This window comes from Streptomyces sp. NPDC104309 (assembly GCF_055584025.1).
In genome coordinates, this window is record NZ_JBVJMV010000047.1 from 1 (window position 1) to 17,004 (window position 17,004).

A 17,004-nucleotide genomic window follows, 5' to 3' on the forward strand; every position below is an offset into this window, starting at 1 on the left:
CTTTCGGATTCAGGTTAGCCATCGGACCCAGGAACATCCCTCCGAGTTCCTCCCGGCTTGACCGGGGATATAACAGGGCGCTTTCGTGGCGCAGCGAGATTGAACAGGTCATCGAACCGGCGATCACGATCGTCGGTCGCCCAACAGTGCAGCTCGGTCTGCATCTCCAGTACCCGGCGCTCGGCCTTGAGCAGCGCGAACTCCAGCGCGTCGGTGTTCACCAGCGGCCTCCCGGCATTGCAGCATCCTCCCTGCCGACTTGTCGGCCCTCTTCGCCATGTACGGAGCCTTCCTCCGCTCGGACTACCAGGTCCTGTCCTGTCGTTCTTCGTGGATCAGCCCGGGGCGTCTGGTGCGGTGCATCGCAAGGTGGAGGTTCGTCCTCGTACTGGACGTACTCGGGCGACGCCGACAACGCGGCGGGGTGCCGCACCAGACGCCCCGGGCCCGCGAAGATCGGCAGGACAGGGCCTACGGGGCCTCCGCCCCACCTGCGGACATCAGCCGGCAACGGGCCTGCCCTCGATCTCCGGACCGGATGCCCGGAAAGTGGGGCGACCGCAGGCGGTTCCCACGTTCACCATGTGCCGATCGGCCAGGTCGGCGTCCCGCCACCACTCTGGCAGCATCACCACACCTACGCCGCAGACGTTCAGTGTGGCCTCCCCACCGGCAGTTGGAGACCGGCTTCGGAGTTGACCGCCCCGTCGAAGCGAGCGGTCACGCACTGCCCCCTGCGCCCTTGCGGCCGTGACCAGAACCGCCGGTAGGAGTCCGAGGGGGGTCGGTGGTGGTGCGCTCAAACTCCAGTGCGCATGCCTGGAGTTGACAGATTTTGACATGCCTTGTTTGAACTGGCCGGCGTAGGCGCGCGTTGCTGCGAACGATGGCAGGCTGCTTCGTGACCGGCTCACCGATTCATCGGCATCCGGACCGTGCGCCCCGGACACCACTCGACGGCCTGTTCCCGCCGGTGCGCTCCACTTCCGAGGAGGACTCCGACATGTCATCTCCCACTTCCACGAAACGAACTGTCGCGGCGGTGCACGCAGCCCCGGTGTTCATGGATACCGAGGCGACCGTCGGCAAGGCCATCGGCTTCATCGAACAGGCCGGCCAGGAAGGCATCGACCTGCTGGTGTTTCCCGAGACCTTCGTGCCCGGTTACCCGTACTGGATCGAGGCCTACGCCCCGCTGGACCAGCAGGGTGCCAACGCCGCCTACGCCGAGGCGTCCGTGGAGGTGCCCGGTCCGCAGATCGCCCGGGTTCAAGCCGCTTGTGGCCGCGCCGGGGTCGGCACCGTCCTCGGTGTCAGCGAACGGCTCGCGGGTACCCGCACGTGTTTCAACAGCCAGGTCTTCATCGAACCCGACGGTACCGTTCTCGGAGTTCACCGCAAGCTCCAGCCCACCTACGCCGAACGGATCGTGTGGGCTCAGGGCGGCGGCGCCACCCTCGGAGTCTTCGACAGCACGCTGGGTCGGATCGGCGGCCTGGTCTGCTGGGAACACACCATGAACCTGGCACGCCAGTCCCTGATCACCCAGGGCCAGCAGATCCACGCCGCAGCATGGCCCGGTCTGTCTACGATGTCCGGCTTCGAGACCGTCGCCGACGTTCAGATCGACGCCATGATGAAGACTCACGCTCTCACGGCGCAGGCGTTCGTCATCTCCGCCGCAAACCCGGTGGACGAGACATGCCTGCAGTGGATGGAGCACACCATGGGACCGCAGAAGCACATCACTGCGGGCGGCGGCTGGTCGGCTGTGATCCACCCCTTCAACCAGTATCTCGCCGAACCGCACACCGGCCTCGGGGAGAAGCTCGTCACCGCCGAGATCGACCTCGCCGACATCAACGCCGTCAAGGTCTGGGTCGACTCCCGCGGCCACTACGCTCGACCGGAGATCCTCGGCCTACGGGTCGACCGACGCCCGCTCTGGCACGACGAAGGACACCGTGAATGGCTTGCCGCCCCGAGCGACAGCACCACCACCCCGGCGGCCGAAAGGGCCTGAGTCCGAGCGTGGACATCGGCCCCCGGAACGGGGCCGAAGCGCTCACGGGCCCCGCCGCTCGCTGGGAGGAAACACAGGAGCAGCCTGGCCCGTTTCCTATCCCCGTCGATGCTGGTCATCGGGGTAAAGACAGTATCCGCCGCTTCGTAGGCGTCGGTGACGGTGGCGCGCTGCGGCTGCGCGCCACCGGCCGCAGACACCTCGACGACGTCTGCCACCTTCGCATTCCAGATCCTCGCCCATGCGGCTCCGCACAAGGCGCTGTATCTGCTCTCCACGACTGCGTCGGCCGAGGTGCGATGCGACGGGCCGAGGGCTGTGTGGGCAGGCTGCAGGCCCTCGGGACCGGGTCGGTCGCAGGCGACGATATTCATGAGCACCATGCATCTGCCGCCCGCTGAGTACTACGCTTCCCTGCCCAAGCACATCGCCGGCGCCGGAGTGATCATCCATGACACCACCGGCCGCATTCTTCTGGTTCGGCCGTCCTATCGCATCGACTCCTGGGAGATCCCCGGCGGTGGGCTGGACTTGGGTGAGGACCCGTTACAGGCCGCTCGGCGCGAGGTGAAGGAAGAACTCGGCATCGACGTCCGGCCGGGCCGACTGCTGGCCGTCGACTGGGTACCGGCACAGGTCGACGGCCGTCCGCCGCTGGCCAATTACCTCTTCGACGGCGGCCTGATCACTCAGCAGGAGGCCCACAAACGCATCCGCCTCGCCCCCGGAGAACTCACGGCATGGCAGCTGGCCACCCCCGGCCAGTGGGACACCCTCCTCGTCCCGCACATGACTCGCCGCCTGCACGCCTGCTCCCGCGCACTGACCCAGGACACCACCGTCTACCTGCGGTACGGATTCGAACCCGACCGCCACCAGACCTGACGAACCGTCATGGCACGCCCATGTGAAGCCGCGCCAGGCCGCGCAGGGCGATCGCCTGCGTCCTCCGGCCCCCGACGTCACCCCGGACCGCCCCGGTCTGCTGGTCACGCCTCCGCAGCACCGTCCGGGCCTACGGAGCGTGCGAGGGAGTCGGTCAGCCACAGGTGGGACACGCCGAGTGTGACCGGCTCGCCGCTTGCCTCGGCCACGAGCTGCCAGTAGCGGCGCATCCGTGGGTCCCGGTCGGCGGCCACATGGGCCAGCAGCCGGCCTCTGAACTGCGGAGTGTCGTTGCTGCCACGCACCGAGGAGTGTGCCGCGACGAACCGATCGAGTTCGGGACCCACGCGGGGAGGCTCGCCCGCCTGCACCATGGGCTGGGCCAGAGCGCACGCCTCGCTGATCCCGTTCATCAGCTCGGCCTCGTCGGCGATCAGTTCGGCGTTGGCCCGCGCCATGGCCAACAGGCCGCGTGTCAGTGCCCGATCACCGGCGAGGACGAACAGTTCGGCGAATGCGACCACTTGCTGCGGGGTCGGGTCCGTGGGCGGCTCGGGCACGGCGGTGGTCACGAACGCGGTGAGCATCGCCTCAGACACCGGGGCGACCATCGTGCGTCTCCAGAAGTCGATCAGTGCGTCGCGGGCGGCACCCCCGCTCTCCACGGCGGCCAGCAGCTCCAGCCTGATGGCCCGGTCGGCCGGTCGGGCCTCCTCGACCGCACGCAGCGAGGCCCGCCGCCAGGCCAAGTCTGCGAGCTGCACGTCGAGTGCGGCCCGCTCGGCCGCGACGACCTCTGCCACCGAGCGTTCGCCGACGAGCACGTGCCGGATGGAGGGCAGCCCGAGCCCCAGCCCGCGTAGCCGTCTGACCAGGACGAGCCGCTCCACGGCCGCCTGGTCGAACCTGCGGTGCCCGCCCGTGCTGCGCACCGAGTCCACGATGCCTTCATCACAGTAGAAGCGAATGGTCCGCACCGGCACGCCAGTCAGCCGCGCCAGGTCGCCGATCCCAAGCGTCTCATCGAGCAAAGGCACTTGAACCTCCACTGGACTGGAGTTTCTACGGTACCGGCATCACCCCATGAGAGGAGCTTTCGCGATGACGTCGACACTGGACACCGCACGGCGCGTGGAGGGTCTGCGGGAGCAGACCGGAGGGTTCACCCGCGCGGTCGCCGGAAGAGCCCCGGACACTCGGGTGCCCACCTGCCCGGAATGGCCGCTGCGTACCCTTGTCGGGCACGTCGGCCAGGAGCACCAGTGGGCGGCCGAACTCGTGCGCAACGGCGAGCAGCTGCCCGTCCCTGACCCGCGGCAGGCCGATCCCGGCACCCCGGACGAGTGGGCCCGGTGGCTGCGCGAGGGCGCGGAGGAGTTGATCCGCGCGATCCAGGAGACCGGTGCGGACACCGAGATACAGACGTTGTTCGGGCCGCGGCCGGCGGCCTTCTGGCTACGCAGGGTTCTGAGCGACACCTGCGTCCATCACTACGACGCGGCGCTTGCGACGGGCACCGCGTTCGAGATCGCCGACGACTTCGCGGCCGACGTGATCAGCGAGAACCTGGACCTGCTGTCCACGCCGGCGTTTGAGACGGTCAGGCCGACGGTCGCCCGGCTGCGCGGCCGGGGCGAGCGGATCGGGTTCCGGCCGAACTCCATGGAAGGCTGGGTGATCACCAGGACGCCTGAGGTGCTGCGGTGGGAGCGTGGGCCGGTCAAGGCCGACGTGGTGGTATCGGGAGCGGTGGCGGACCTCATGCTGGTGTTTTCCCAGCGTGTCCCTCCGGAGGACGACCGGGTGACGGTGACGGGCGACCGCGCGTTGCTGGATCACTGGCTGGCCCACACGGCGCTCTGATGCCCTGAGTCAGTGATTCGTCGGCGGCAGACGGCGGCGAGCGATTCGAGGATTTGGTTGGCGGTCTTGGTCCAGATGACCGCCAGGCCGGCTTCATTCGCGACCGCACCCCGGAGGGGCGTGCCGGAGCGCAGTGCCTCGAACCGGCGCGATGCCAGTGTCCCGGACCGGATCGCGGAAGGAGGTGGGGGCTCACCCGACGGACCGTCCGGAGTTCAGCGAACCGAAGCTGCTTCAGTCCGGACTTCAGAAGCCTCAAGGGTTGAGCAGCCGGTGGAGGCGGGAGTTCCCGGGAGCGCGCTGCGCGGTTCGGAGGTCGGGGACAGACCTGAGGGGGGCCTGTTCGGTCGTGGGGGTCAGGGGAGAGGCGTTGAGGTGGGCAATGTGCCCTTCTCTCGATGGTGTCGGTGGTCCATGGGCGGCCAGCTGTGATTCCCCACGCGCAGCCACTGGCCGGCGGGGCGGCGCCTGGCCGCGGGTGTCATAGTGAGTGAGCTGTCCGACAGGGTTGCCTGGTTGATCCCCCCCGACCGCCAGGAGGGGCGATGATGAGGGCATGGCATTGTCTACAGCGTTCACGAAGTTGTTCGGTGTGCAGCATCCCATTGCCTTGGCACCCATGGGCGGGTCGGCCGGCGGAGCTCTGGCTGCGGCTGTCTCCCGCGGCGGTGGGCTGGGGTTGGTGGGCGGTGGGTACGGGGATGACCGGGACTGGCTGACCCGTGAGCTGGCGATCGCGGCCGGGGGCGGGAAGCCGTGGGGAGTCGGGTTCCTGAGCTGGGCAGCCGGTGTCGACGCGGTCGAGCAGGCGCTGGAGTACGGCCCCGCGGCTGTGACGCTGTCATTCGGGGATCCGAGCCCGTTCGTGGAGCGAATCCGTGCAGCCGGCGCGGCGTTGATCATTCAGGTCACCGATCTGGAAGAGGCCCGGCAGGCGGTGGATCTGGGGGCCGATGTCATCGTGGCGCAGGGCAGCGAGAGCGGCGGGCACGGGGCCCGGCACGGGAGGGCCACGCTGCCGTTCGTGCCCGTTGTGGTGGACCTGGCGGCACCGGTGCCGGTGCTGGCGGCCGGTGGGATCGCCGACGGCCGTGGCGTGGCTGCCGCCTTGGCACTGGGGGCCGCCGGGGCGCTCATCGGCACCCGCTTCCAGGCCACGGCGGAGGCCCTGGTCGACCCCTCGATCGCCGAGACGATCGTCCACGGGCGGGCGGAGGAAACGGAACGCAACGCTGTCCTCGACATCGCCCGGGGGGCCCGGTGGTCGACGACGAAGTACACGGCTCGCACTCTCGGCCATCCCTACCTCGACCGCTGGCGAGGCAGGGAGGACGAACTCGCCACGGACGCCCGAGCCCGAGATGCCTACCGGGCCGACGTGGCACGGGGTGCTGTGCCCCCGCTGCCGGTGTGGGCCGGCGAGGGCGTCGACCTCGTCAACGACCTGCCACCCGCAGCCGATCTGGTTGCCGCACTGGCCGCCCAGGCCGACAACGCCCTCGCCCGCGCAGGAAGGCACTGATCGGAGCACCCCGGAGGCGCTGACTGTTGGTCACTTCCACAACTGGCGGTCCCTGGACCGTCCTTGGTGGCCGCTCAGTGGTCGTCGACCGGCCGGGCGTCGCAGGCGGTGCACTCTGGGACGAGCAGGTGAGGGTCGGCGGTGTCGGGTCACCGAGATCTCCCGGTGCCCCAGGTTGTCGCGGACGGCCTGGGGAGTGAGGTTGTCGAGTTGCCGGACGTGGTCGGCGGACGTGGTCGGCGATCGTGATCGTCCGGTCGCCGGGATTCACGTCGTCGAGCTGGATTTGTCGGATGTCGCCAGGGCGGGCCGCGTGGCGAGCGGACGTGGCGTCCAGTCGGGGGATGACGGCGGCCGAGGGCGACCCGCCCGGAGCCGATGGCTACGGGCGAGCCGCCTGACGCGGGTCGCCGGGGTCACCGGCCGGAACCAGGGCCGCTTCGTAACGGTCGACGCCCCGGAGCAGGACGACGCAAGACCGCTGGAACCGCCGGCTGTGGTCGGTGGAGGTCCCGCTCCTGGACGGGGCGGCGGAACTCCTCGTAGAGGTCCGGGTAGGCACCCTCGAAACGGGCCGGTGACTCCCCAGTCCGCCCTTCATGTCCAGGACCGCCTCGTAAATCGCTGTTCGCCACAGGATCAGTCAGGTGCACGCCACGCTCGTCATACGGGGAGGTGACGACGGAGAGTGGCGTTCGGACATGACAACCACGACATCGGCTCGGCAGAACTCTATGAGCGGGTCGCCTCGTAGTCGGGTAGTGCGGCCGGAATGGTCCGGGTCACCGGGCGCATGGCCAGGACCAGTACGGCCAGCCCGGCGAAGATGGCCGCGGCGACGACGCCGGTGACGTGCAGGCCGGCGGTGAATGCTTCCCGCGCTGTGCGCAGCAGTTCCGCGCCCTGACCGGCGGGAAGGCGCTGTCCGGCGGCGACCGCGCCGGCCAGCGAGTCGGACAGGCCGTGCATCCGGCTGCGGTAGACCACCGCGGCCACCGCACCGAGCAGCGCGAAGCCGAGCGAACCGCCGAAGTAGTTGCCTGTCTCCGACATCGACGCCGCCGAGCCGGCGCGCTCCGGAGGCACGGACCCGACGACCAGCCCGGTGCCGAGCGCGAACAGCGGGCCGGTGCCCAGCGCCAGCACGGCGATGCCGGTCATCACCAGCGGCAGGGCGCTCGCACCGTCGACGCCGACCAGCAGCAGGCTGCCCAGCGCCGACCCCACAAGCCCGCCGGCGATCGCGGTCGTCTGCTTCATCCGCCGGGCCAGCGCCGGCGCGGCCATGGTGCCGACCGCCACGCCCAGGCCCATGGGTGCGAACAACACGGCCGACACGACCGGCGAGTAGCCCAGCACGCTTTGCAGGTACTGGGTCACCAGCAGGCCCGTACCAGCCATGGCGACGCCGGCGAAGACCAGCGCGACGATTACGGCCGTGAACGGGCGGTTGCGCAGCAGCCGCAGGTCAAGGAGCGGCGCCTCCAGTCGCAGTTGCCGGCGGACGAACAGGAATCCGAGGGCCGCGCCGACGGCGAGGGCCGCCGTCGGTACCACTGGCGCGCCTTCGACGGCCAGCTGCTTGATGCCGTAGACCATCAACAGCACCGCCACGAGCGACAGCCCGACGCTGCCCAGGTCCAACCGGCCGGCCTGGTCGCTGCGGAACTCAGGCAGCAGGACCGGCCCGGCGAGCAGCAGCAACACCATTGCCGGCACGGCGAACAGGAACACCGATCCCCACCAGAAGTACTGGAGCAGGAATCCGGCCAGTACGGGTCCGAGTGCGCCGCCGGTGAACTGGCAGGTCGCCCAGATCGCGATGGCCTTCCCGCGCTGTCGTTCGTCGTGGAACATGTTGGTGATCAAGGCGAGTGTGGACGGCGCCAGGGTCGCGCCGGCGACGCCCAGCAACGCGCGCGCGATGATCAGCATCAGCGGGCTGACTGCGAAGGCGGCCACGAGCGACAGCACCGCGAACGCCGCTCCGCCGATCAACAGCAGCCGTCGGCGGCCGATCCGGTCGCCGAGCGTACCCGTCGTGATGACCAGGCCGGCCACCATGAATCCGTAGCTGTCACTGATCCACAGCTGCTCGACGTTGCTGGCCCCCAGGTCGGCGCTCAGCCGGGGGAGCGCGAGGAGCAATGCCGTCGCGTCCATCGCGACGAGCAGTGTCGGCAGCATGAGGACGACCAGTCCCAGCCATGCCCGGTTGACTTGCATATCCGAAACTCCCTGTTCTCTCGACGTTTCGCCGGTTGGTCGGAGCGGTCGAGAGCTTCTTGACATCGGTACGGCCGGAAATTCCTCGTGTCCGGCTCGGCGGGGCGTCCCCGGACATGACGACCTCGCGGTCCGGGCGATCCGACGGTGAAAAACTGGTGCGAACTTTTTTGGTGGGGGATGTCAAGACGAAGGCGGCGGCTCCGACCAACCGGTCGACGGGCCCCGCCGGGGCTCGCGAACCACGAGGAGTACGAGATGAAGTTCCTGATCAGCCTGCACATGAACCCGGCCGTGCTGGACGCGCTGACCGACGAGGAGAAGGGGGCGATCGGCGACGGTCACAGCAAGTTCATCGAGGCGGTGAAGAAGTCCGGCGAGCTGATCACCACGCAGGCGCTGGTCGACCCGTCACAGGCCGCTGTGGTGTCCGTACGCAAGGGCCAGCCGGTGGTGACCGACGGACCTTTCCTGGAGTCCAAGGAGTATCTGGGCGGTTTCTACCTGATCGACTGCGAGAACAAGGAGCGGGCGATCGAGCTGGCATCGCAGATCCCGGACGCCGCGGTCGTGGGTCTGGGGGTCGAGGTGCGACAGGTGATGTTCGCTGATGGACAATTGGAGGCATGACAGCACAAGCCGTCGAGGACCTGCTGCGTGAACTCACGCCGCAGGTCCTCGGTTCGTTGGTACGTCGGCACGGCCAGTTCGAAGGGTGTGAGGACGCCGTACAGGAGGCTGTCCTCGCCGCCACCGTGCAGTGGCCGGCCGAGGGCGTGCCGAACAACCTTCGCGGCTGGCTGGCGACTGTCGCGTCCCGGCGATTGATCGACCAGATGCGCAGTGACCACGCGCGCCGCGAGCGGGAGTCGGCGACGGCCGCCGAGGTGGTGCCCGACGATGTACCGGACACCGACGACACGCTCGTCCTGCTGTTCCTGTGCTGCCATCCGACGCTGACCGCGGCCTCGCAGACCGCCCTGACGCTGCGGGCGGTCGGCGGTCTGACCACTGCCGAGATCGCCCGCGCGTTCCTGGTGCCGGAGGCCACGATGGCGGCCAGGATCAGCCGGGCCAAGCAGCGCATCAAGGCCGCAGGCAGCTCGTTCAGCCTGCCGGACGGCGTGGAACGCGAAGAGCGGCTGCGGGTCGTCCTGCACGTGCTCTACCTGATCTTCAACGAGGGCTACACCGCCTCTTCGGGCAGCGAGCTGCACCGCGCCGACCTCGCGCACGAGGCGATCCGGCTGACCAGGACGGTGCACGCGCAACTGCCCGAGGACGGCGAGGTGACCGGGCTGCTCGCACTGATGCTGCTGACCCACGCCCGCCGGGAGGCGCGTACGACGACGGCCGGGGGCCTGGTGCCACTGGACGAGCAGGACCGGACGAAGTGGGACCGCGGGCTGATCGAGGAGGGCACCGAGCTGGTCAAGGCGTCGCTGGCCGGCCCGGCGCTGGGGCCTTACCAGCTGCAGGCCGCCATCGCCGCCACGCACGCCGACGCGGCCACGGTGGAGGAGACCAACTGGCCGCAGGTGCACGCCCTCTATCTGATTCTGGAACGGATCGCTCCCAACCCGATGGTCACCCTCAACCGTGCGATCGCGCTCGCCGAGACCGAGGGCCCGCCGGCCGGGCTGGCCCTGCTGGTCACATTGGACGGTGACGAGCGGATGGCCGGGCATCACCGGCTGCTGTCCGTACGGGCGCATCTGCTGGAGAAGACCGGCGACACGGCCGGGGCGTACGAGCACTACCGCCGCGCCGCGAAGTCCACGGCCAGCCTTGCCGAGCAGCGCTACCTGGAGTCCCTGGCCGGCCGGGTGAGAAGGTCTGACGGAGCTGTCGGAGGGCGACCGCCCGGTGCACCGGCGTTCCGGACCCGGACGCCGGCGGCGTGCCGAGCAGTTCCAACGGCGGACGGCCGAGGCGCGGCAGGCCGCCGAGCGGACCCGTGAAGCCGCCCGTCGCGCGGCGCAGGGCGCCGACGACGCCCGCGGCCTGGCCGGGCGGCGCCGACCGTGGTGGAGGCTTCGGCCGCGGCGCAGGCCTTCGCCCAGCCCTCGCCCAGGCCTTCGCGGCGTGATCCCGGGTCTGCCGCCGCGTCAGTCCGGCACGACACAACAGCATGGCGCCGGCTGACGCGGCATTCCGACCTCGGGTCTCATGGCCGCCGTCCGGCTCCGAGGACGAGGCCGACGCGGAGATCCCGCAGTTCCGGCAGGCGGCGACCCGCCTCGTCCCGGGCCGCGCCGGCCGCTGCTCACCGCACCGTGGCCGCACCCGGGCCATGGATGCGCCCGCACACCGGATCCTGCCCCTGGATGCCGACCACCACTTCATGGAGCTGGACCCCGACTGTGCCGGCATCCTGGCCGTGCCGTTGCACAAGGACGTCATTCTTCCCGGTGCGCGTCCGTCGGCGTGATCGAAGGCCGTGACCAGGTACCTGGAGCAGTGATGAGTTGTTGGGCCCGTCGGTCGAACTCACGGAACGGACCGGTACGCATCAGTATCACCGGTCATCTTCAGGTGATTCAGGGCTTTAATTTCAAACATTAAACCCTGGTCTGGTTGTAAAATGTCATCCAAAGGATGACAAGTGGAATCGAATGTCATGCGAACGATGACACGCATTTCACCCGGTGGGTTGTCCGTGACCGGAACAGCCACAGAGAAGCCGGACCTCCCCGGTCTGCCGGTGTCTTTTGCCGCCGCCACGCAGGCGCTGGGCGCGGTGGAAGCCGCCGTGCGTCAAGCTGGCGCACCCGGCGGAGCGGAGGTCGCGGGCGCCGTGGCAGGGCCGGGAGAGGCCCTGGATGCTCTCCGTCGGTTGCGCGACGTGTGCCGCCGGCTGGCGGTGTGGGAACCGGGGCTCATCGAAGCGGCGCGTGGAGCCGGGGCCAGTTGGGCCGATATCGCTCATCCGCTGGGCGTCAGCAGCCGCCAGGCCGCCGAGCGCCGCTACCTGCGACTGTGTACAGGTCACCTGGGCACCACCGGGGAGCAACGGATACAGGCCGTCCGCGATCGCCGGGCTGCCGACCGCGCTGTCTCGGCCTGGGCGCGGGGCAATGCGGCGGACCTGCGCAGCCTGACCGGAGAGATCACGTCCTTCTACGGTCTCCCCGAGTCGGCTCGCGTCACCATGGCCGAACTCGGTATCGCTCTCGGCGAAGAGGACCCCGCCCGTCTCATCGGGCCGCTTGCCAAGGTGCGCCCGTACCTGGAGGGGTGCCGCGATCTCGCCGAGCGCGTGGACCGCGTTGTCCGGCAGGCCGAGAGTCTGCGCAGCGGCAGAAGTTCTCGCGCAATGAGCGGGAGGCCGGGGGCAGCGCCGCCGGAACGCCCCACGGCCGGGCGGGGAGGTGAAACAGCAGGAAGAGTACTCGTTGAAGGGCTGGCTCAGGTCCATCCGTGAAATACACGAGGGAGACAGTGATGGCGCGGGCAGTGGGCATTGACCTGGGAACGACGAACTCCGTGGTGTCCGTGCTCGAAGCCGGCGAGCCGACGGTCATCACGAACACCGAGGGCGCACGGACCACTCCATCGGTGGTCGCCTTCGCGAAGAACGGTGAGGTGCTGGTCGGCGAGGTCGCCAAGCGGCAGGCGGTGACGAACGTCGAGCGCACCGCGCGGTCGGTCAAGCGGCACATGGGGGACGCCCAGTGGCGTTTCCCCGAGTCCGGGGACATCGACGGCAAGCGGTACACCGCGCAGGAGTTCTCTGCCCGGGTGCTGCAGAAGCTGAAGCGGGACGCCGAGGCGCATCTCGGGGAGGACGTCACGGACGCGGTGATCACCGTCCCGGCCTACTTCAACGACGCTCAGCGCACCGCGACCAAGGAGGCGGGCCGGATCGCGGGCCTGAACGTGCTGCGGATCATCAACGAGCCGACGTCCGCGGCCCTGGCCTACGGTCTGGACAAGGAGAACGACCAGACGATCCTCGTCTTCGACCTCGGCGGCGGCACGTTCGACGTATCGCTGCTGGAGATCGGCGAGGGCCTGGTGGAGGTGAAGGCGACCAACGGGGACACGCACCTCGGTGGTGACGACTGGGACCAGCAGGTCGTCGACCACCTGGTCAAACAGTTCAAGAACGGCTACGGCGTGGATCTGTCCAAGGACAAGATGGCGTTGCAGCGTCTGCGGGAGGCAGCGGAGAAGGCGAAGATCGAGCTGTCGGCCGCTACCGAGACCACGATCAATCTGCCCTACATCTCGGCTTCGGCCGAGGGCCCGCTGCATCTGGACGAGAAGCTCACGCGCGCACAGTTCGAGCAGCTCACGGCGCCACTGCTGGAGCGCTGCAAGGGGCCGTTCCACAACGCGGTCAAGGATGCCGGGATCAAGGTGTCGGACATCGATCATGTGATTCTGGTCGGCGGCTCGACGCGGATGCCGGCGGTGACCGAGCTGGTGCGGGAGCTGACCGGCAAGGATCCGCACAAGGGTGTGAACCCGGACGAGGTCGTCGCCATCGGTGCCGCGCTCCAGGCCGGTGTCCTGAAGGGCGAGGTCAAGGATGTCCTGCTGCTCGACGTCACCCCGCTGTCCCTCGGTATCGAGACCAAGGGCGGCATCATGACGAAGCTCATCGAGCGCAACACCACGATCCCGACCAGGCGTTCCGAGATCTTCACGACGGCCGAGGACAACCAGCCATCTGTGCAGATCCAGGTGTTCCAGGGCGAGCGCGAGATCGCGGCGTACAACAAGAAGCTCGGGATGTTCGAGCTGACCGGTCTGCCGCCGGCCCCGCGTGGAGTCCCGCAGATCGAGGTCGCGTTCGACATCGACGCGAACGGCATCATGCACGTCGCCGCCAAGGACCTCGGCACCGGCAAGGAGCAGAAGATGACCGTCACCGGTGGCTCCTCGCTGCCGAAGGACGACATCGACCGGATGGTGCGCGAGGCCGAGCAGCACGCGGAGGAGGACCAGCGGCGCAAGGAGGCCGCCGAGACCCGCAACCGGGCGGAGACCCTGGTCTACCAGACCGAGACACTGCTGCGGGACAACGCCGACAAGATCCCCGCGGATGCGCGTGCCGAGACCGAATCGGCTCTGGCGGTGGTCAAGGAGAAGCTCAAGGGCGAGGACGCCGCCGAGATCCGTGCCGCCACCGACAAGGCCGCGGCCGCGGCGCAGAAGATCGGCACCGCCCTGTACGCGCAGGCCCAGGGTGGCGGGGCCGCCGGAGACGGTACCGCCGCCGGCGGCACGCCCGATGGCACGGGCACCGGTGACGAGGAGGTCGTCGACGCGGAGATCGTCGACGACGAGCGGAAGGGAGGTACCGGATGAGCAAGAACCCTCACTCAGAGCACCACGGTGATCGGTCGCTTGTGGTGGTATGCGACCCGCGCAGGATCGCCCCGGTCCCCCTCCGGGACGGGCGATGCCCAGATGCCTCTGGACCGACCGGGAGGGGTTCGGCCGGGACGGGTTCGGCCGGGACCGGTTCGGACGGCGCCGGCACGGCACGTCCGGGCGTCGGCCGGACCGACCACGCGGAGGCCGCGCGACCGCCTGAGCAGATCGCTGAACTGACCGCGGACCTGCAGCGGGTGCAAGCCGAGTACGACAACTATCGCAAGCGGGTACGCCGCGACCGACTGGCGATACGGGAGATCGCGGTGGTCAACGTCCTCACCGGCCTGCTTCCGGTCCTGGATGTCCTGGAAGAGATCCGCCGACAGGGCGACGACCACGGCGCGGCGGCAGTCCTCTGCGACGTGCTTGAGGCGCGGCTGGCGGCGCTGGGCCTGCGGACCGTCGGCGCAGCGGGTGAACCCTTCGATCCCCGCATGCATGAAGCCATCACCTACGACGCCTCCGGTGCGGCACAGGCCGTATGCGCCGAGGTGATGCGGCACGGCTACCGGGTCGGCGACCACCTCCTGAGACCTGCCCAGGTGGCGGTGACAGGGCTCACCCCCGCCGAATAGTCGCACGGGACAATTCCCGGGACCGGGCACGGGGCCAGGGCTTCGGCGTAGTCGCGTGACGGCCGGTTCGTGGCGAACTGCCGGCTCAGCGATGCTCTCGGAACGTGACAGGCCCGGCTTCCAAGATCATGGAGTCCTACCTTTCAAGAGGGTTCGAACTGGTCACTCGTAAGATCGGTCGGCCCAGGGGTCCTGGGTATGGCTGTCATGGAGGAGCCGATCGCGACGGCCTGGGGCGATGCCCCGAGTGCGGGGGTCGCGGCTGGGTGCCGGACGAGACGCGCGGCCGGGAGAACTGCCGTGCATGCCGCCGGACCCGCGTCTGCCTGATCTGCCGGGGAGCGGCCCAGCTCCCCATCTCCGAGCTGTCCTCGTACCAACGCGGTTACTACCCCGAGTTGGACCGGTAGAAGGCATGCCCTCGGCCCCTCATCCGCACCCCGGCACAGCCCGCCCGGCAGCGCTTCGCCCGGGCGCCCGCACTCGGTGCACTCCACGGGGTTCCGGCGCCCCGGGCTTACCTCCCTGGCCGGGCTGAGCGGGGCTTGCTCCGCATAGCCGGAGTGAAGAACGGCGCTGAGTCCACGGTGAAGCCGTCGCACGAGGCGCATGTCAGGAAGCACCTCGCGCTCACCGTGGTGAGGACGAGCGCGTTCTGGCCGTGGTGGGCGCCTACCGGGCCGGCAAGGTGCAGCAGATCACGACCAGGACTGCCGGGGACATCCTGGGCGGCGCCACTGGGAACCTGAGCGGCCTGATCACCTCGGCGTCCACGGCCAAGACCCTCAGCAAGCAGCGTGACGCCACTCCGGACCGCACCGCCGGCCCTGATCTGTCAGTCGCGGAACGGAACTTCCTCGCCCTGACGACCGGCCGGCTGATCGTCTACAAGCGGGGTGGCTTCCCCACGGCGCGGCCGACGAAAGCGCTCCACGACATACCGCTCGCGCGAATCGAATGGATCAGGAAGCCGGAACCCTCGACCGGTTTGATCAAGGCATCGCGATGCGACATCGGGGTGGACAGCCGTGAAGTCGCCCGGCTGGAGTTCCCCCGCGCCACGGCCCGACAGGGGGTCGAGCTCATCAGGAAGCTGATCGGCCTTGTCGCGCCTCCGCAGGAGGGCGATTCATGAGAGGGCCCACCCGCGCGGACGCGCCACGCCCGCCGGGGAGCGCAGCCTGGGAGCATGGGGGCGGCACCTCCGCGTCCCCCTCACCGGCACCATCCCCAGGGCCTGTCGGGGCCCAGGGCGTCAGCGGCTTCTCGCCCAGTCTCCTCCTACGACCGGGGGAAGCCGCTTCTCCGCGCCTCTACGCGCCCGTGGCTACTTTCTGACCGGGCACACACCGCCGGCGGTCGTGTTGTAGGTGGGTGCGGACTTCATCGCCACTGTGCTGCCGCCGAGCTGGATCAGGATCTCGTCGGACAGCAGGTCCTCCTTGCCCTTCAACGCGTCGGCGACCTTGGCGTCCTTCGGGAACACCATCTCCGCCGCGATGTTGTCCTGCACGATCCGGGCGAGATTGTCGAGCGCTGTGAAGATCGGGTCCTTCGGCGTCTCCAGTCCGGGCAGATCGATCAGGTGGGTGTCGACCTTCGCCGCGTTCATGCAGTCCTTGATGATGATGGTGTTCTGGTTGAGCACACTGGTGGTCCACTGCGACAGCACCACGCAGTACAGGTCCGCCCATGCCTGCTCGCCGACCTGGGCACGCCAGGACGTCATCAGGTCCTGTACGCCCTTGATCTGGGCCTGCGCAGCGTGCTTCATGTTGGTGCGGATGTCGGGGTAGACCCTGCCGGAAAAGTCCTCGAACGATTTCATGTCGAACGTCTTCGCCGCGACCGAGGCGCTGATGAACTTCAGTGCGGCGTCGAGGATGTTGCCGCAGGACGTCGTCAGCGCGGCCGGCAGCCCGGCGGCGGGGAGGTTCTGACGAGCTGTGGTGAGAGTGGCGGCGTACTTCTGCAGCGGCTCGATCCACGCTCCGGACTTGTCGTCGCTGAACGCCAGCATCAGAAGATCGTGCGGGTCGATGCGATCGGCGTTCGGCAGGTTCGGGATCTTGTCCGCCAGGTAAGAGGCGATCACCGAGAAGCAGCCGAGCGGAACGTGAGCGATGGACTTCGCCAGCTCGAACGTCTCCGACACGGGGTTGACGGACTGCTGCCCGCTCTCGGTCACGAGCGTGAACCTGCCGCCCTTCGCGTCGTTCTGCACCACGATGACCGGCGACAGGTGCTTGATCAACTCCGCCTTCAGCACCGCGTAGTTGGCGCGCATCCCGGCATTGACGGCGAAGATCGAGTCCTTTGCCTGCTGCTGGGTGACCTGCGAGATGCCCGCCGTACTCGTCATCGGGGTGTTCGCGGCACTCGGGGACGCCGAGTAGCCCAGCAGCGCCGCGGTGCCGATGCCGGAAGCGCCGCCTATAAAACCTCTGCGCGTAGCCATCTTCGTTTTCTCCGTGTTGAGTTCGGGTACGATTTTTTATTCATTGGGGGGACCATTCTCGTGGGGG

Annotated in this window: 15 protein-coding genes and 1 pseudogene; 11 read left to right on the plus strand and 5 right to left on the minus strand. The window is 68.9% G+C overall.

Going from position 1 to position 17,004, the window contains the following annotated elements; all coding sequences use genetic code 11:
- Positions 1–14: 14 nt before the first annotated feature.
- Positions 15–221: a hypothetical protein gene (locus ACZ68L_RS38725; RefSeq protein ID WP_469587324.1), complete on the minus strand. Its 207-nt coding sequence runs from the start codon at positions 219–221 to the stop codon at positions 15–17.
- 782 nt (positions 222–1,003) lie between these two features.
- On the opposite strand from ACZ68L_RS38725, the gene ACZ68L_RS38730 reads away from it, so the two are divergent.
- Positions 1,004–2,023, plus strand: coding sequence for a carbon-nitrogen hydrolase family protein (locus tag ACZ68L_RS38730; protein ID WP_469587327.1), 1,020 nt, complete (start codon positions 1,004–1,006; stop codon positions 2,021–2,023).
- Positions 2,024–2,130: 107 nt separating this feature from the next.
- Here ACZ68L_RS38730 and ACZ68L_RS38735 read toward each other — a convergent pair.
- Positions 2,131–2,406, minus strand: a pseudogene (locus tag ACZ68L_RS38735) (DUF2690 domain-containing protein); the annotation flags it as partial.
- On the opposite strand from ACZ68L_RS38735, the gene ACZ68L_RS38740 reads away from it, so the two are divergent.
- Positions 2,396–2,908 (plus strand): NUDIX domain-containing protein, encoded by a 513-nt coding sequence (locus ACZ68L_RS38740; protein ID WP_469587329.1) that lies wholly within the window; start codon positions 2,396–2,398, stop codon positions 2,906–2,908. The pseudogene ACZ68L_RS38735 and the gene ACZ68L_RS38740 sit on opposite strands and share 11 nt — an antisense overlap.
- A gap of 104 nt (positions 2,909–3,012) precedes the next feature.
- On the opposite strand, the gene ACZ68L_RS38745 is transcribed toward ACZ68L_RS38740, so the two are convergent.
- Positions 3,013–3,945 (minus strand): MerR family transcriptional regulator, encoded by a 933-nt coding sequence (locus tag ACZ68L_RS38745; protein ID WP_469587332.1) that lies wholly within the window; start codon positions 3,943–3,945, stop codon positions 3,013–3,015.
- 64 nt (positions 3,946–4,009) lie between these two features.
- Here ACZ68L_RS38745 and ACZ68L_RS38750 point away from each other — a divergent pair, with 64 nt between their 5' ends.
- Entirely contained in the window at positions 4,010–4,771 is a 762-nt protein-coding gene (locus ACZ68L_RS38750; RefSeq protein WP_469587335.1) for a maleylpyruvate isomerase family mycothiol-dependent enzyme, read from the plus strand.
- 556 nt (positions 4,772–5,327) lie between these two features.
- Positions 5,328–6,293 carry an NAD(P)H-dependent flavin oxidoreductase gene (locus ACZ68L_RS38755; protein ID WP_469587338.1) on the plus strand — a complete coding sequence of 322 codons (966 nt, stop codon included), beginning with the start codon at positions 5,328–5,330 and terminating at the stop codon, positions 6,291–6,293.
- A gap of 732 nt (positions 6,294–7,025) precedes the next feature.
- On the opposite strand, the gene ACZ68L_RS38760 is transcribed toward ACZ68L_RS38755, so the two are convergent.
- A complete protein-coding gene (locus ACZ68L_RS38760) occupies positions 7,026–8,519 on the minus strand; it encodes an MFS transporter (RefSeq protein WP_469587341.1) in 1,494 nt (497 codons plus the stop codon).
- 258 nt (positions 8,520–8,777) lie between these two features.
- Here ACZ68L_RS38760 and ACZ68L_RS38765 point away from each other — a divergent pair, with 258 nt between their 5' ends.
- The 7 genes from ACZ68L_RS38765 to ACZ68L_RS38795 all read left to right on the plus strand — a co-directional run bounded on the left by ACZ68L_RS38765 (position 8,778) and on the right by ACZ68L_RS38795 (position 15,614).
- Positions 8,778–9,149 (plus strand): YciI family protein, encoded by a 372-nt coding sequence (locus ACZ68L_RS38765; protein WP_469587345.1) that lies wholly within the window; start codon positions 8,778–8,780, stop codon positions 9,147–9,149.
- Entirely contained in the window at positions 9,146–10,480 is a 1,335-nt protein-coding gene (locus tag ACZ68L_RS38770; protein WP_469587348.1) for an RNA polymerase sigma factor, read from the plus strand. The genes ACZ68L_RS38765 and ACZ68L_RS38770 overlap by 4 nt, the downstream gene beginning before the upstream one ends.
- 170 nt (positions 10,481–10,650) lie before the next feature.
- Positions 10,651–10,950, plus strand: a complete 300-nt coding sequence (locus ACZ68L_RS38775) for a hypothetical protein (protein WP_469587349.1) — start codon at positions 10,651–10,653, stop codon at positions 10,948–10,950.
- Positions 10,951–11,178: 228 nt separating this feature from the next.
- A complete protein-coding gene (locus ACZ68L_RS38780) occupies positions 11,179–11,943 on the plus strand; it encodes a type III effector protein (RefSeq protein ID WP_469587352.1) in 765 nt (254 codons plus the stop codon).
- 20 nt (positions 11,944–11,963) lie between these two features.
- A complete protein-coding gene (gene dnaK, locus ACZ68L_RS38785) occupies positions 11,964–13,835 on the plus strand; it encodes a molecular chaperone DnaK (RefSeq protein WP_469587354.1) in 1,872 nt (623 codons plus the stop codon).
- 263 nt (positions 13,836–14,098) lie between these two features.
- On the plus strand, positions 14,099–14,479 hold the full coding sequence (gene grpE / locus ACZ68L_RS38790) for a nucleotide exchange factor GrpE (RefSeq protein ID WP_469587357.1): 381 nt from the start codon (positions 14,099–14,101) through the stop codon (positions 14,477–14,479).
- 661 nt (positions 14,480–15,140) lie between these two features.
- On the plus strand, positions 15,141–15,614 hold the full coding sequence (locus tag ACZ68L_RS38795; RefSeq protein ID WP_469587361.1) for a hypothetical protein: 474 nt from the start codon (positions 15,141–15,143) through the stop codon (positions 15,612–15,614).
- A gap of 192 nt (positions 15,615–15,806) precedes the next feature.
- Here the strand turns inward: ACZ68L_RS38795 and ACZ68L_RS38800 are convergent, their stop codons facing one another.
- Entirely contained in the window at positions 15,807–16,937 is a 1,131-nt protein-coding gene (locus ACZ68L_RS38800) for a hypothetical protein (protein ID WP_469587363.1), read from the minus strand.
- Between the last annotated feature and the right edge of the window lie 67 nt (positions 16,938–17,004).